The 13951-nt window shown below is 73.4% G+C and carries 13 protein-coding genes; all 13 read left to right on the top strand.

What is annotated here, in order from left to right:
• The first annotated feature begins 309 nt into the window (after window positions 1-309).
• The 13 genes from ABH925_RS34880 to hypE all read left to right on the top strand — a co-directional run bounded on the left by ABH925_RS34880 (window position 310) and on the right by hypE (window position 13872).
• On the top strand, window positions 310-1392 hold the full coding sequence (locus ABH925_RS34880; RefSeq protein WP_370155043.1) for a hydrogenase expression protein HypE: 1083 nt from the start codon (window positions 310-312) through the stop codon (window positions 1390-1392).
• A gap of 144 nt (window positions 1393-1536) precedes the next feature.
• Window positions 1537-3321 (top strand): nickel-dependent hydrogenase large subunit, encoded by a 1785-nt coding sequence (locus tag ABH925_RS34875; protein WP_370155041.1) that lies wholly within the window; start codon window positions 1537-1539, stop codon window positions 3319-3321.
• Entirely contained in the window at window positions 3318-3920 is a 603-nt protein-coding gene (locus tag ABH925_RS34870) for a hypothetical protein (RefSeq protein ID WP_370155038.1), read from the top strand. Before ABH925_RS34875 ends, ABH925_RS34870 begins: the two co-directional genes overlap by 4 nt.
• Window positions 3917-4603, top strand: coding sequence for a DUF5947 family protein (locus tag ABH925_RS34865; RefSeq protein WP_370155036.1), 687 nt, complete (start codon window positions 3917-3919; stop codon window positions 4601-4603). The genes ABH925_RS34870 and ABH925_RS34865 overlap by 4 nt, the downstream gene beginning before the upstream one ends.
• The gene (locus ABH925_RS34860) at window positions 4600-5256 is read left to right on the top strand and encodes a DUF6084 family protein (RefSeq protein WP_370155034.1); all 657 of its coding nucleotides are present in this window, start codon (window positions 4600-4602) and stop codon (window positions 5254-5256) included. The genes ABH925_RS34865 and ABH925_RS34860 overlap by 4 nt, the downstream gene beginning before the upstream one ends.
• Window positions 5253-6728, top strand: coding sequence for a hypothetical protein (locus tag ABH925_RS34855; protein WP_370155032.1), 1476 nt, complete (start codon window positions 5253-5255; stop codon window positions 6726-6728). Before ABH925_RS34860 ends, ABH925_RS34855 begins: the two co-directional genes overlap by 4 nt.
• Window positions 6725-7282 (top strand): hydrogenase maturation protease, encoded by a 558-nt coding sequence (locus tag ABH925_RS34850; RefSeq protein WP_370155030.1) that lies wholly within the window; start codon window positions 6725-6727, stop codon window positions 7280-7282. The genes ABH925_RS34855 and ABH925_RS34850 overlap by 4 nt, the downstream gene beginning before the upstream one ends.
• 313 nt (window positions 7283-7595) lie before the next feature.
• A complete protein-coding gene (locus ABH925_RS34845) occupies window positions 7596-7964 on the top strand; it encodes a hydrogenase maturation nickel metallochaperone HypA (RefSeq protein ID WP_370155027.1) in 369 nt (122 codons plus the stop codon).
• A 4-nt stretch (window positions 7965-7968) separates the two neighbouring features.
• The gene (hypB, locus tag ABH925_RS34840; protein WP_370155025.1) at window positions 7969-8871 is read left to right on the top strand and encodes a hydrogenase nickel incorporation protein HypB; all 903 of its coding nucleotides are present in this window, start codon (window positions 7969-7971) and stop codon (window positions 8869-8871) included.
• On the top strand, window positions 8868-11294 hold the full coding sequence (gene hypF, locus ABH925_RS34835; protein WP_370155024.1) for a carbamoyltransferase HypF: 2427 nt from the start codon (window positions 8868-8870) through the stop codon (window positions 11292-11294). Before hypB ends, hypF begins: the two co-directional genes overlap by 4 nt.
• A gap of 64 nt (window positions 11295-11358) precedes the next feature.
• Window positions 11359-11664: a HypC/HybG/HupF family hydrogenase formation chaperone gene (locus ABH925_RS34830; protein WP_370155022.1), complete on the top strand. Its 306-nt coding sequence runs from the start codon at window positions 11359-11361 to the stop codon at window positions 11662-11664.
• Window positions 11661-12785, top strand: coding sequence for a hydrogenase formation protein HypD (hypD, locus tag ABH925_RS34825; protein ID WP_370155020.1), 1125 nt, complete (start codon window positions 11661-11663; stop codon window positions 12783-12785). Before ABH925_RS34830 ends, hypD begins: the two co-directional genes overlap by 4 nt.
• Window positions 12778-13872, top strand: a complete 1095-nt coding sequence (gene hypE, locus ABH925_RS34820; RefSeq protein WP_370155017.1) for a hydrogenase expression/formation protein HypE — start codon at window positions 12778-12780, stop codon at window positions 13870-13872. Before hypD ends, hypE begins: the two co-directional genes overlap by 8 nt.
• Window positions 13873-13951 lie beyond the last annotated feature (79 nt).

Here is a 13951-nt window from a genome sequence, read left to right as displayed (position 1 = left end):
GCCCCCCCCCCGCCCCCGTGGGGGGCGGCGCGCCGCCCCCCGCCCCCCCCCCCCCGCCCCCGCGCCCCCCCCCCCCCCCCCCCCCCGCCCCCCCCCCCCGCCCCCCCCCCCCCCCCCCCCCGCCGCGGGCCCCCCCCCCCCCCCCCCCCCCCGCCGCCCCCCGGCCGTCGTCGCTCAGTGTGACCATGGATCGGGGAAATGTACCGGTTCGGGTGTATTAGCATCCCCGTCTCATGGCGGGCGGGGTAGGAAGATGACAGAAGGTTCCGTCCTGGGCCTTGTCGTGCCTGCCAGTAGAGGAGGCGGCGCATGTCTTCCACGTCCACGTCCACGTCCCCCGAGACCGTCGGTGGACCTGCCGGAGCGGACGACCCCGTGGTCCACATCCTGTGGATCAACGCGGGTCTGAGCTGTGACGGCGACTCGGTCGCGCTGACCGCCGCGACCCAGCCCAGCATCGAGGAGATCGCGCTCAGCGTGCTCCCGGGTCTGCCCAAGGTCGCCGTGCACTGGCCGCTGATCGACTTCGAGTGCGGTCCGGTCCAGGGTGCAGACAACTTCGTCGAGTGGTTCTTCAAGGCCGAACGAGGTGAGCTCGAACCCTTCGTGCTGGTCATCGAGGGCTCGATCCCCAACGAGGCGATCAAGGACGAGGGCTACTGGTGCGGCTTCGGGGACGACCCGGCGACCGGCCAGCCGATCACCACCAGCGAGTGGGTCGACCGGCTCGCGCCCAAGGCCACCGCGATCGTCGCCATCGGCACCTGCGCCACCTACGGCGGTATCCACGCCATGGCCGGCAACCCGACCGGTGCCATGGGTCTGCCCGACTACCTCGGCTGGGACTGGAAGTCCAAGGCCGGCCTGCCGATCGTCTGCGTGCCGGGCTGCCCGATCCAGCCGGACAACTTCTCCGAGACCCTGGTCTACCTGCTGTACCAGCTCACCGGCGCGGCGCCGATGATCCCGCTGGACGACAAGCTGCGCCCGGCCTGGCTGTTCGGCGCCACCGTGCACGAGGGCTGCGACCGCGGCGGCTACTACGAGCAGGGCCAGTTCGCCACCGAGTACGGGCAGCCGGAGTGCCTGGTGCGGCTCGGCTGCTGGGGCCCCGTGGTCAAGTGCAACGTCCCCAAGCGGGGCTGGATCAACGGCGTGGGCGGCTGCCCGAACGTCGGCGGGATCTGCATCGCCTGCACCATGCCGGGCTTCCCCGACAAGTTCATGCCGTTCATGGACGAGCCGCCCGGCGGCCGCGTCTCCAGTGGCTTCAGCACCGGCTACGGCAAGGTGATCCGCAAGCTGCGCGCGATCACCCAGCAGACGGTCGACAAGGAACCCAAGTGGCGCCACAAGGGCGCGCTGACGACGGGTTACCAGCCGCCCTGGTGACCCCCCGACGCCGGCCGGCGCGCGCACCGCGCGCCGGCCGGTACCCACCAGCACCCACCAGCACCCGGCGGCGAGCAGGGTCCGGCACGGCACCTCTTCCGGCAACCACACCCCCATCCCTTCATGAAGGGCGACACACGCGCGATGTCAACGACGACACAGGCAGGCGGCGACCCCAGCGGTCTGACGGAGATGTCCTGGGATCCGATCACCCGGATCGTGGGCAGTCTCGGCATCCACACGAAGATCGACTTCAAGCAGAAGCGGGTTGCCGAGTGCTACAGCACCTCCTCCGTCTTCCGCGGCTACAGCGTGTTCATGCGCGGCAAGGACCCGCGCGACGCGCACTTCATCACCAGCCGCATCTGCGGGATCTGCGGTGACAACCACGCCACCTGCTCGGTCTACGCGCAGAACATGGCGTACGGGGTGAAGCCGCCGCACCTCGCCGAGTGGATCATCAACCTCGGCGAGGCGGCCGAGTACATGTTCGACCACAACATCTTCCAGGAGAACCTGGTCGGGGTCGACTACTGCGAGAAGATGGTCCGCGAGACCAACCCCGGGGTGCTGGAGCTGGCCGAGCGCACCCAGGCCCCGCACGCGGGCGAGCACGGCTACCGCACCATCGCCGACATCATGCGCTCGCTCAACCCGATCGAGGGCGAGTTCTACCGCGAGGCGCTGCAGGTCAGCCGCTACACCCGGGAGATGTTCTGCCTGATGGAGGGGCGCCATGTGCACCCGTCCACGCTCTACCCGGGCGGTGTCGGCACCGTCGCCACGGTGCAGCTGTTCACCGACTACCTGAGCCGGCTGATGCGCTACGTGGAGTTCATGAAGCGCGTGGTGCCGCTCCATGACGACCTGTTCGACTTCTTCTACGAGGCCCTGCCCGGGTACGAGGAGGTCGGCCGGCGCCGGGTCCTGCTCGGCTGCTGGGGTGCCCTGAACGACCCGGACCACTGCGACTTCACCTACCGCAACATGACGGACTGGGGCCGGCGGATGTTCGTCACCCCCGGCGTGGTGGTCGACGGCAAGCTGGTGACCAACGACCTCACCGAGATCAACCTGGGCATCCGGATCCTGCTCGGCAGCTCCTACTACGAGGACTGGCAGGGCAAGGAGCAGTTCGTCACCCACGACCCGCTGGGCAACCCGGTCGACCCGCGCCACCCCTGGAACCAGCACACCATCCCGGCCCCGCAGAAGCGGAACTTCGACGACAAGTACAGCTGGGTGATGTCGCCGCGCTGGTTCGACGGCAAGGACCACCTGGCGCTGGACACCGGCGGCGGCCCGATCGCCCGGCTGTGGTCCACCGCGCTGTCCGGGCTGGTCGACTGCGGCTACGTCAAGGCCACCGGCCACAGCGTCGTGATCAACCTGCCGCGCACCCTGACCAAGCCGGAGACCACCTTCGAGTGGAAGATCCCGAAGTGGAGCAACGCGCTGGAGCGGAACCGCGCGCGCACCTACTTCCAGGCCTACAGCGCCGCGGTGGCCCTGCACTTCGCCGAGAAGGCACTGTCCGAGGTCAGGGCCGGACGCACGCAGACCTGGGAGAAGTTCGAGGTGCCGGACGAGGGCATCGGCTGCGGCTTCACCGAGGCCGTACGCGGCGTGCTGTCGCACCACATGGTGATCAGGGACGGCAAGATCGCCAACTACCACCCCTACCCGCCGACCCCCTGGAACGCCAGCGTGCGCGACAGCTACGGCACACCCGGTCCTTACGAGGACGCGGTGCAGAACACGCCGATCTTCGAGGAGAACTCTCCGGAGAACTTCAAGGGCATCGACATCATGCGGGCGGTCCGCAGCTTCGACCCCTGCCTGCCCTGCGGCGTGCACATGTACCTGGGCGACGGCAAGACCCTGCAGCAGATGCACGTCCCCACCGGTCTGAGCGGGCTCGGCGGATGACCGCGACCACCGCCCGCGCCACGGACGCACCCGCACCGGCGACTTCGAAGGCGACCGCGAAGGCGGCGGCACCGACGACGGCACCACCCGACGCGCGGGTCACCGCGCGGCGGGTGGAGGAACTGCTGGACCGGCTGGCGGCCGGCGCCGACCCGGCCAGCGCGCAGGTGGCCGAGGACATGGTGCGGGTCCTGATGGACTTCTACGGCGCGGGCCTGGCGCGGATCACCACGCTGCTGGGCCCGGCGCTGGACGGCCTGCTCGGCGACGAACTGGTCGCCGCCCTGCTCGCGCTGCACGGACTGCACCCGCACGACGCGGAGCGCCGGATCACCGACACCCTGCGGCGGATCGCCCCGGAGCACCCGGCCGAGCTGCTCTCCTTCGACCAGGAGAGCGGCACCGTCCGGCTGCGGCTGCCGGAGCGTACCGGCTGCGGCTGCGGCAGCGCCGCCGCCGACCAGGAGGCCATCGAGGACGCGCTCACCTCGGCCGCCCCCGAGGTCGGCAGCGTCGAGTTCCAGGCCCCGGACCGGGCGCCGACGTTCCTGCAGATCGGCAGCCGGCCGGACGCGCCGCTGTCCGTGGAACCGCGGTGAGTGCCCTCCAGCAGCAGGGACCCCAGCGGCAGACGGTCCGTCACCGTGGGCTGCGACGGTTCCTGGAGCCCGCCTCCCGGGTCGAGCGCTGCGAGCTCTGTGGCACGGCGGTCGCCCCGCGCCACCGGCACCTGGTCGACACCAGGGCCCGCTCCCTCGCCTGCGCCTGCCCCCCGTGCGCGCTGCTGTTCGACCGCGGGGACGGCGCCGGATCCCGCTACCGGACCGTCCCCGACCGCTACCTGCGCGACCCGGGTCACACCGTCGACGACGCGGCCTGGGACAGCCTGCAGATCCCGGTCTCGATGGCCTTCTTCTTCCGCAACGCGGAACTGGACCGCCTGATCGCCCTCTACCCCAGCCCGGCCGGCGCCACCGAGAGCGAACTCGACCCCGGACTGTGGCAGGACGTCCTGGGCCGAACGCCGCTGGCGGGACTGCTCGCCGACGACGTGGAGGCACTGCTGGTGCGCCGCGTCCCGGCGCCGGGGGAGTGCTTCCTGGTACCGATCGACGCCTGCTACGAACTCGTCGGCCGGATGCGGCTGCACTGGCAGGGATTCGACGGCGGCAGCGAGGCCCGCCGCGAGCTGGACACCTTCTTCGCCGGGCTGGTCGCCAGATCCCGGCCCGCCGGCGTCGCCGCCGCCCTGGCGACCGGGTCACCGGGAGCCGCCGGATGAGCGTCGCCTTCAGCTTCAGCTGCACCGGCGTCCGCGCCGAGCCCTACGCCGCGGGCCCCACGCTGGTGTTCCGGCTGGCCCTGGACGCGGGCGCGGAGGTCCGGGTGCACGCGCTGGTGCTCCAGTGCCAGCTGCGCATCGAACCCGCCCGCCGGCGCTACAACCCGGCCGAGAAGGCCGCCCTGCGCGACGTCTTCGGCGAACCCGCGCAGTGGGGCAGCAGCCTGAACCCGATTCAGTTCGCCCAGGTCTCGCTCACCGTGCCCGGCTTCACCGGGCGCACCGAGGTCGACCTGTCGGTGCCGTGCAGCTACGACCTGGACGTCTGCGCCGGACGCTACTTCCGTGCGCTGGAGGAGGGCGAGGCCCCGCTGCTGCTGCTCTTCTCCGGCACCGCCTTCACCGGCGACCGGGGCTTCCAGGTCTCCCCGGTGCCCTGGGACCGGGAGGCCGTGGCGCGGATGCCGGTCGCGGTCTGGCGGCAGATGATGGACCAGCACTTCCCCGGCTGCGACTGGCTGCGGCTGCCCCGCGAGGACATGGACGCGCTGCTGGACTACCGGTCCCGCCACGGCCTGCCGTCCTGGGAGGCCACCGTCCGCGCGCTGCTGGCCACCGCCGGTGGCCCGCTGCTGCAGGGGAGCCGACCGTGACCACCACCGACCGTACCCTCGCTCCGGCCGGTCCGACCGGGCTGGACGCACGCCTGGAGCACGCCCGCCGGATCGCGGACACCATGCTCTTCGAGGGCTACGTGCTCTACCCCTACCGGGCCTCGGCCGCGAAGAACCGGGCCCGCTGGCAGTTCGGCGTCCTGGTCCCGCCCGCCTGGGTGGAGGCGGGCTGCGAACCCAGCCTGCAGCGCACCGAATGCCTGCTGGAGCCCCGGCGGGCCGGGGCGCTGTCGCTGGAGGTGCGCTTTCTGCGGGCCCAGCGCCGCACCGTCGAGGCCGCCGGCCCGGGCGGCTCCTTCCGCGCGGTGCCGACGCTGGAACTGCCGGACCGGGTGCTGGTGCCCTGGGACGAGGGGGTGGAGGAGCGGATCCCGCTGGAGCTGCCCCTCGACCGGTTGCTCGCCCCGGACGGGGTGCGGATCCCGGTCGAGCGGGCCGCGGTGGAGGAGACCGAGTTGGTCCGTCAGCAGGACGCCACCGTGGGCCGGTTGCTGCGGCGCAGGGAGGCCGTCCACGCCGAGCTCCGGGTCCGCGCGGTCGCCCTGGACGGGCCCTCGCGGGTGGTCCGGCTGTCCGTCGAGGTGGAGAACACCAGCCCCTGGCGGCCCGAGCCGTCCGGACGGGACCGCGAGGCGGCGCTGCCGCACGCGCTGATCGGCGTCCACGTACTGCTGGCGGCGGACGGCGGGCGGTTCCTCTCGATGACCGACCCGCCGGAGTGGGCGGCCCACGAGGTGAAGCAGTGCCGGAACCGGCATGCCTGGCCGGTGCTGGCGGGTTCCGACGGAGCCGAGGACGTCATGCTGGCCTGCGCGATCATCCTGGAGGACCACCCGCGCATCGCGCCGGAGAGTCCGGGCGGCTTCTTCGACGCCACCGAGATCGACGAGATGCTCGCGCTGCGCACCGCCACCCTCACCGACCAGGAGAAGCGCGAGGCCCGGGGCACCGACGACCGGGCCGCCTCGGTGGTCGACCTCGCCGACTCGATGCCTCCCGAGGTCCTGGAACGGCTGCACGGCGTGGTCCGCTCGATCCGGGAACTGACGGACCCGCAGCCGCTGGACGACTGGTCCGGGGCCCCGTCCGCCCCCGAGCTGCCCTGGTGGGACCCGGCGGCGGACCGGTCGGTCGATCCCTCCACCGACCGGGTCCACGTCGACGGCGTACTGGTCGGCGCGGGCAGCCGGGTCGTGCTGCGGCCGGGACGCAGGCGTACCGACGCCCAGGACCTGTTCCTGCGCGGGCGCACGGCCCTGGTCGAGGCGGTCGTGCACGACGTGGACGGTACGGTCCACCTGGCCGTCACCGTCGAGGACGACCCGGGCGCCGACCTCTGGCGCGAGCAGGGCCGCTTCCTCTACTTCCAGCCGGACGAACTCGCCCTCGCCGAACCGCCGGCGGCGGACGCCGCGAGCGGTGACACCGTGGACCCGGAGGAGCGGCGATGACCGGCGCGGACCAGGCCGGCGGCGGCACGCTCGTCGCAGGGGTGGGCAACATCTTCCTCGGCGACGACGGCTTCGGCGTCGAGGTGGCCCGCCGGCTCGCCACCCAGGAACTCCCGCCCGGCGTGGCGGTGGTGGACTCGGGCGTGCGCGGCGTGGACCTCGCGTACCGGCTGCTGGAGGGCTATCGCACCGCCGTCCTGATCGACGCCACCGTGCGCGGTGGCCTGCCCGGGACGGTGTACCTCATCGACGCCAGGGCCGCACTGTCCGCGACCCCGCAGCCGGGCATGGGCCTGGACGGCCACCGGATGACCCCGGACGCCGTACTCGCGCTGCTCGGCACGCTCAGCGCCGGGCTCGGCACCGGCGCGCCGGAGCGGGTGCTGGTCGTCGGTTGCGAACCGGAGACCGTCGAGGAGGGGATCGGGCTGAGCCCGCCGGTGGAGGCGGCGGTGGACCACGCCGTACGGATGGTGCTGCGCCTGCTCGCCGAACCGCCGACGGTCACCGCCGACGCCGCTCCCGACGCCGTCATCGGCGTCGCGGAGAACTGACAGACCGTACACACCGCACAGTCCAGACAGACCGGAAACCCCGGAGGACAGGAGAGGACCCCATGTTCAAGGCCCTGATCGGTACGGCCGTGCTGGCCGCGGCAGCCTGCGCGGCCGTGCAGCTGCTGCCGGACCTCAAGCGCTACCTGGAGCTGCGCCGGATGTGAGCCCGGCCGATGGCTGCAAACGGATGACAGCGGCGGGGCCGGCGCGGCGCGGCAGCGGAGACGCCGGCCGCGCCGGTCCTGTAATGGGGCCTGCGGCCGGTACCCGGTCGGCCGACTGCAGTTGGGGGCCTGGTCCAATGCACGAGATGTCGATCGCCCTCGCTGTGATCGAGCAGGTGGCCGAGAAGGCCCCGCCCGGTGCCACGGCCGAGTGCGTCCGGCTGCGGGTCGGTGAACTGGCCGGTGTCGTCCCGGACGCGCTGTCCTTCTGTTTCGACCTCGCCTGCGCCGGCACCCCGTTGAGCGGATCGCGGCTGCTGGTCGAGCCGGTCACGGCACTGGCCCGCTGCGAGCCGTGCGCGCGCGAGTGGCACCCGGGCATGCCGCCCGACCTCTGCTGCCCCGGCTGCGGCAGCGGCACGGACGTGGTGCTGCTCTCCGGGCGCGAGCTGGAAGTGTCCGCGGTGCACTGGTCGGGTGATCCGGCCTGCGCCGCCGTCCCCGAGGAGAGATGACGCCATGTGCCGGACGGGTGATCTGCGGCAGGCCGTACTGGCCCGCAACGACGCGGGCGCGCAGGCGCTGCGGGAGGAACTGGCCGCGCGGGGCACCGTCGTGGTGAACATGCTCTCCAGCCCCGGCAGCGGCAAGACCGAACTGCTGCAGCAGGAGCTGACGCTGGCGCGTACCCGGGCGGTTCCGGTCGCCGCGATCACGGCGGACCTGGCCACCGACAACGACGCCACCCGGCTGGCCCGGGCCGGCGTCCCGGTGCTGCAGGTGCTGACCGACGGTCTGTGCCACCTGGAGGCCGCGATGGTGCGGCGGGCGATCGACGGCTGGCTGCCGGCGGAGACGCGGGTGCTGTTCGTCGAGAACGTCGGCAACCTGGTCTGCCCGGCCTCCTACGACCTCGGTGAGACGCTGCGGGTCGCCCTCGCCTCGGTGACCGAGGGGGAGGACAAGCCGCTGAAGTACCCGAACGCCTTTGGTCTGGCGCAGCTGGTACTGGTCACCAAGGCCGACCTCGCCGACGCGGTCGGCTTCGACGAGGCGGCGTTCCGGGCGCATGTCGAGCGGGTCAACCCCGGGGTCGAGGTCGTGCTCACCTCGGCACGGACCGGCGCGGGCGCGGGCGTGCTGCTGGACCGCGCGCTGGCCGCGCAGCAGGGCACGCCGCAGCACCGCCCGGTCATGGCCCGCACCCAGGACCCTGCCCTGACGCACCATCACCACCACGACGACGGCCACACCCACGACGACGGCCACCACCACGACGACGGCCACCAGGACGGGCACGGTCACGACGGCCACGCTCACGCTGAGCACGGCCACGCCGGCCACGGCCACGGCGGCGGCAGCCAGCACCGCCAGGACGCGCCGACGCCCGTACGGCCGCTGCCCGGGCATCCGTCCAGATGACCGGCGATCTGCTGCAGACCTCGGAGCCCTTGGAGCCCCCGGAGTCTCTGGAGCCCTCGGCGTCCGCGACAGCGGTACGGCGGCGGTTCGTGGTGCGCGGGGTGGTCCAGGGCGTCGGCTTCCGGCCGTTCGTCCACACGCTCGCCACCGAACTCGGGCTGGCCGGGCATGTCACCAACACCGGGGCGGGCGTGGTCGCCGAGGTCGAGGGGCCGCCGGCGCGGGTGGCGCGGTTCACCGAGCGGTTGCGGGCCGAGGCGCCGCCCCTGGCCTGGATCGAGTCGGTGGACCAGGAGGCGGCTCCGGCCAGCGGGGCGCGGGGATTCGCCATCGTCGCCACCCGGCAGGGCGGCGCGGGCGGCACGCTCGCCCCCGCCGACGTCGCCACCTGCGCCGACTGCCTCGCCGAGCTGGCCGACCCGGCCGACCGCCGGTACCGGTACCCGTTCATCAGCTGCACCCACTGCGGACCCCGGTTCACCATCATCCGCGCGCTGCCCTACGACCGCTGCGCCACCACCATGGCCGACTTCCCGTTGTGTGAGCCGTGCCGGAGCGAGTACCGGGATCCGGCCGACCGGCGCTTCCACGCCCAGCCGATCGCCTGCCACGACTGCGGCCCCCGGCACACGCTGGTGCGCGCCGACGGCAGCACGGCGAAAGCCGAGGCGGCGCTGGCCGAGGCCCGCCGGCTGCTGGCGGCCGGTTCCGTGCTCGCGGTGAAGGGCCTGGGCGGCTACCACCTCGCCTGCGACGCCGGGAACGCGGACGCGGTCGCCCTGCTGCGGCGGCGCAAGGCCCGGGGCGGCAAGCCGTTCGCGCTGATGGCGCGGTCCGTCGAGGACGCCGAGGCGCTGGCCGAGGTGTCCCCTGCCGAGCGGGAGCTGCTCGCGGGTCGGGTCCGGCCGATCGTGCTGCTGCGCCGCCGCTCACTGCCGGTGCCCGGGGCCCCCGAGCTCGCCGACGGGGTCGCGCCCGGCAGTCCCGACCTCGGGGTGATGCTGCCCTACACACCGCTGCACCACCTGCTGCTGGGACTGCCCGGCGAGCCGGGCGGGTTCCGGCTGCTCGTACTCACCAGCGGAAACCGCTCCGGAGAGCCGATCGCCACCGACGACGCCGACGCCCGGGAGCGGCTTGCCGGGATCGCCGACGCCTGGCTGGTCCACGACCGGCCGATCCACGTCCCCTGCGACGACTCGGTGGTGCGGATCTGCGACGGCGAACCGCTGCTGCTGCGCCGCTCGCGCGGCTACGCGCCACTGCCGGTCACCCTGCCGGTGCCGGTCCCGGCCACCCTGGCCATGGGCGGTGACCTGAAGAACGTGGTCTGCCTGGCAGAGGGCACCCGCGCCTGGCTCTCCGGCCACATCGGCGATCTGGAGGACCCGGCCACCCAGACCGCGCTGGCCGGCGCGGTGGAGCAGCTGTCCGCGATCACCGGCGTGCGGGCGGAAACCCTGGCCGCCGACCGGCATCCCGGCTACCACTCCACCCGATGGGCCAAGCGCAACGCGGACGGTCGGCGTCTCGTCGGCGTGCAGCACCACCATGCGCACATCGCCTCGGCGATGGCCGAACACGGCCTGGACGCGGACGCCCGGGTCATCGGCGTCGCCTTCGACGGCACCGGCTACGGCGACGACGGGGCGGTCTGGGGCGGCGAGTTCCTGCTGGCCGGCTACGACGGCTTCCGCCGCTTCGGGCAGTTGCGCTACACGCCGCTGCCCGGCGGGGACGCCACCGTCCGGCGTCCGTACCGGATGGCGCTCGCCCACCTCCACGCGGCCGGTCTGGACTGGGACCCCGGCCTGCCCTCTGCCGGTGCCTGCCCGGAGACCGAACTGCGGCTGCTGCGGCGCCAGTTGGAGACCGGCCTGAACTGCGTGCCGACCTCCAGCATGGGCCGGCTCTTCGACGCGGTCTCCTCCCTGCTGGGCATCTGCCACCTGGCCGACTACGAGGCCAGAGCCGCCGTCGAGCTGGAGGCCGCCGCGCGGCCGTCGGCCGGAGCCACCGGCTACGCCTTCGGCCTCGGCCCCAGCCCCTGGCACCCGGCCGGGACGGGAACGGTGACCGGGACGGGGCGCGGCGCGGACCTGCTGGCCGACCCGGGGCCGGTGCTCGCGGCGGCGCTGGCCGAGGCCCGCTCCGGCGTGCCGGTCGGCCTGATCGCGGCGCGGTTCCACACCGCGGTCGCGGACCTGGTGGTCCGGGTGTGCGAGGCGGCGCGGGAGCGGGTGGGCCCCCGGCCGGTGGTGCTCAGCGGCGGGGTGTTCGCCAACACGGTGCTCGCCGTCGGGTGCGCGGCCGGACTGCGCGCCGCCGGGTTCACCGTGCTGCGCCACCGTCAGGTGCCGCCCAACGACGGGGGCCTGGCCCTGGGCCAGGTCCTGGTGGCCGCCCGCACCGACCCCGGCTGACGGGCCGAACTCCACACCCACCACAGCAGGACGCAGCAGCAGCGACGACAGGACGGAGAAGCGCATGTGCCTGGCCGTACCCGGCAGGGTGATGCAGATCGAGGAGCGGGACGGGACCCGGATGGCCCAGGTCGACTTCGGCGGCGTGATCAAGGACGTCTGCCTGGAGTACGTCCCTGACCTGAAGGTCGGGGAGTACGCGGTGGTCCACGTCGGCTTCGCGCTGCAGCGCCTGGACGAGGAGTCCGCCCGACGGACCCTCGAACTCTTCGCCGAACTCGGCACCCTCCAGGAGGAGTTCGGCGACCCCTGGGCCTTGGCCGCGGATCCGGACGGCATGGCCCGGCACGGAAGCGAGGAGGAGCGGTGAAGTACATCGACGAGTTCCAGGACCCCGGGCTGGCCGGGAAGCTGCTGGACGGGATCAGGGCGGCGGTGACCCGTCCCTGGGCCCTGATGGAGGTCTGCGGCGGCCAGACCCACAGCATCATCCGGCACGGCCTCGACCAGCTGCTCCCCGAGGAGATCGAGCTGATCCACGGCCCCGGCTGCCCGGTCTGCGTCACCCCCCTGGAGACCATCGACAAGGCCCTGGAGATCGCCTCCCGGCCCGGCGTCATCTTCTGCTCCTTCGGCGACATGCTGCGGGTGCCCGGCACGGACCGGGACCTGTTCCGGGTCAAGAGCGAGGGCGGGGACGTGCGGGTGGTGTACTCCCCGCTGGACGCCCTGGCCCTGGCCCGGCAGAACCCGGACCGCGAGGTGGTGTTCTTCGGCATCGGCTTCGAGACCACCGCGCCTCCCAACGCCATGACGGTCTACCAGGCCCGCAAGCTCGGCATCAGCAACTTCTCCATGCTGGTCTCGCACGTGCGGGTGCCGCAGGCCATCGAGGCGCTGATGCAGTCGCCGAGCTGCCGGGTCCAGGCCTTCCTGGCCGCCGGCCACGTCTGCAGCGTGATGGGCACGGCCGAGTACCCGGAGCTGGCCGAGCGCTACCGGGTGCCGATCGTGGTGACCGGGTTCGAGCCGCTGGACATCCTGCAGGGCGTGCACCGCGCGGTGCTGCAGCTGGAGCGCGGCGAGCACCGCGTCGAGAACGCCTACCCGCGTGCGGTGCGCCCGGAGGGCAATCCGCAGGCACAGGCCATGCTCCGGGACGTGTTCGAGGTCGTCGACCGTCCCTGGCGCGGCATCGGCGTGATCCCGGACAGCGGCTGGCGGCTCTCCGAGCGCTACCGCGAGCAGGACGCCGAGTACCGCTTCTCGGTCGAGGGCATCCGGACCGTGGAACCGGCCGAGTGCCGCAGCGGCGAGGTGCTGCAGGGGCTGCTCAAGCCGCACGACTGCCCCGCCTTCGGCACGCTGTGCACGCCGCGCAACCCGCTGGGCGCGACCATGGTCTCCAGCGAGGGCGCCTGCGCGGCCTACTACCTCTACCGGCGCATCGACGGACCCGGCGCCGTCAAGGAGGCGACCCCCGTTGGCTGACACCGCGACCACCAGGCCCACCGCGACCGGGCCCACCGGCCTGGACATCCAGGGCTGGACCTGTCCCGCGCCGCTGCGGGACAGTCCCCGGGTGGTGCTCGGCCACGGCGGTGGCGGGGTGCTCTCCGCCGAACTGGTCCAGCACGTTTTCGCCCCCGCCTACGGCGGTCCGGCGCTGGCCGAACTGGGCGACGCCGCGCGGCTCTCGCTGGGCGGGGTGCGGCTGGCCTTCTCCACCGACTCGTACGTGGTGCGCCCGCTGTTCTTCCCCGGGGGCAGCATCGGCGACCTGGCCGTCAACGGCACGGTCAACGACCTGGCCATGAGCGGGGCCCGGCCCGCCTACCTGTCCTGCGGGTTCATCCTGGAGGAGGGCGTGGAGACCGAGGTCGTCGGGCTGGTCGCGCAGGCACTGGGCGCCGCCGCCCGGGCCGCCGGTGTCGAGGTGGCCACCGGTGACACCAAGGTCGTCGAGCGGGGCCACGGCGACGGGATCTACATCAACACCGCCGGGATCGGCCTGATCCCGGACGGCGTCGACCTGCGCCCACAGCGCGCGGCGCCCGGGGACGTGGTGATCGTCAGCGGCGACATCGGCGTGCACGGCATCGCGGTGATGAGCGTGCGCGAGGGCCTGGAGTTCGGCGTCGAGATCCAGAGCGACTGCGCGCCGTTGCACGGACTGGTCCAGGCGATGCTCGCGGTCGCCCCCGACCTGCACGTCCTGCGCGACCCCACCCGGGGCGGGCTGGCGGCCGCGCTCAACGAGATCGCCGCGGCGGCCGGCGTGGGAGTGGTGCTGACGGAGCGGTCGGTGCCGGTCCCGGAGGCGGTGGCCAACGCCTGCGGCTTCCTGGGCCTGGACCCGATGTACGTGGCCAACGAGGGCAAGCTGGTCGCCTTCGTCCCGCGCGCGGACGCGGACGCGGTGCTCGCCGCCATGCGCGCGCACCCGCTCGGGGCGGGTGCCGCGATCATCGGCGAGTGCGTGGAGGCCCACCCGGGCATGGTCGTCGCCCGAACCGGCCTGGGCGGCACCCGGGTCGTCGACCTGCCGCTCGGCGAGCTGCTGCCGCGCATCTGCTGACCGGAGCAGCCCCCGTCCCGGCGGCCCCCGTCCCCGTAGCCGCCGCGCCGGGACGGGGGTGCTGGGCGGCAGCAGGCGC

Origin of the sequence: Streptacidiphilus sp. EB129, assembly GCF_041262645.1 — a bacterium.
Taxonomy (GTDB): domain Bacteria; phylum Actinomycetota; class Actinomycetes; order Streptomycetales; family Streptomycetaceae; genus Streptacidiphilus.
Note: the sequence above shows the minus strand (reverse complement) of the source record. Positions and strands in the feature narration are given on the sequence as shown.

What these genes read in the sequence shown, in the direction of transcription:
- hypF (WP_370155024.1), top strand. Translation starts at nt 8,868, where the DNA reads ATGACCGGCGATCTGCTGCAGACCTCGGAGCCCTTGGAGCCCCCGGAG.
- ABH925_RS34860 (WP_370155034.1), top strand. Translation starts at nt 4,600, where the DNA reads ATGAGCGTCGCCTTCAGCTTCAGCTGCACCGGCGTCCGCGCCGAGCCC.
- ABH925_RS34870 (WP_370155038.1), top strand. Translation starts at nt 3,318, where the DNA reads ATGACCGCGACCACCGCCCGCGCCACGGACGCACCCGCACCGGCGACT.
- hypB (WP_370155025.1), top strand. Translation starts at nt 7,969, where the DNA reads ATGTGCCGGACGGGTGATCTGCGGCAGGCCGTACTGGCCCGCAACGAC.
- ABH925_RS34880 (WP_370155043.1), top strand. Translation starts at nt 310, where the DNA reads ATGTCTTCCACGTCCACGTCCACGTCCCCCGAGACCGTCGGTGGACCT.
- ABH925_RS34830 (WP_370155022.1), top strand. Translation starts at nt 11,359, where the DNA reads ATGTGCCTGGCCGTACCCGGCAGGGTGATGCAGATCGAGGAGCGGGAC.
- ABH925_RS34850 (WP_370155030.1), top strand. Translation starts at nt 6,725, where the DNA reads ATGACCGGCGCGGACCAGGCCGGCGGCGGCACGCTCGTCGCAGGGGTG.
- ABH925_RS34845 (WP_370155027.1), top strand. Translation starts at nt 7,596, where the DNA reads ATGTCGATCGCCCTCGCTGTGATCGAGCAGGTGGCCGAGAAGGCCCCG.
- ABH925_RS34875 (WP_370155041.1), top strand. Translation starts at nt 1,537, where the DNA reads ATGTCAACGACGACACAGGCAGGCGGCGACCCCAGCGGTCTGACGGAG.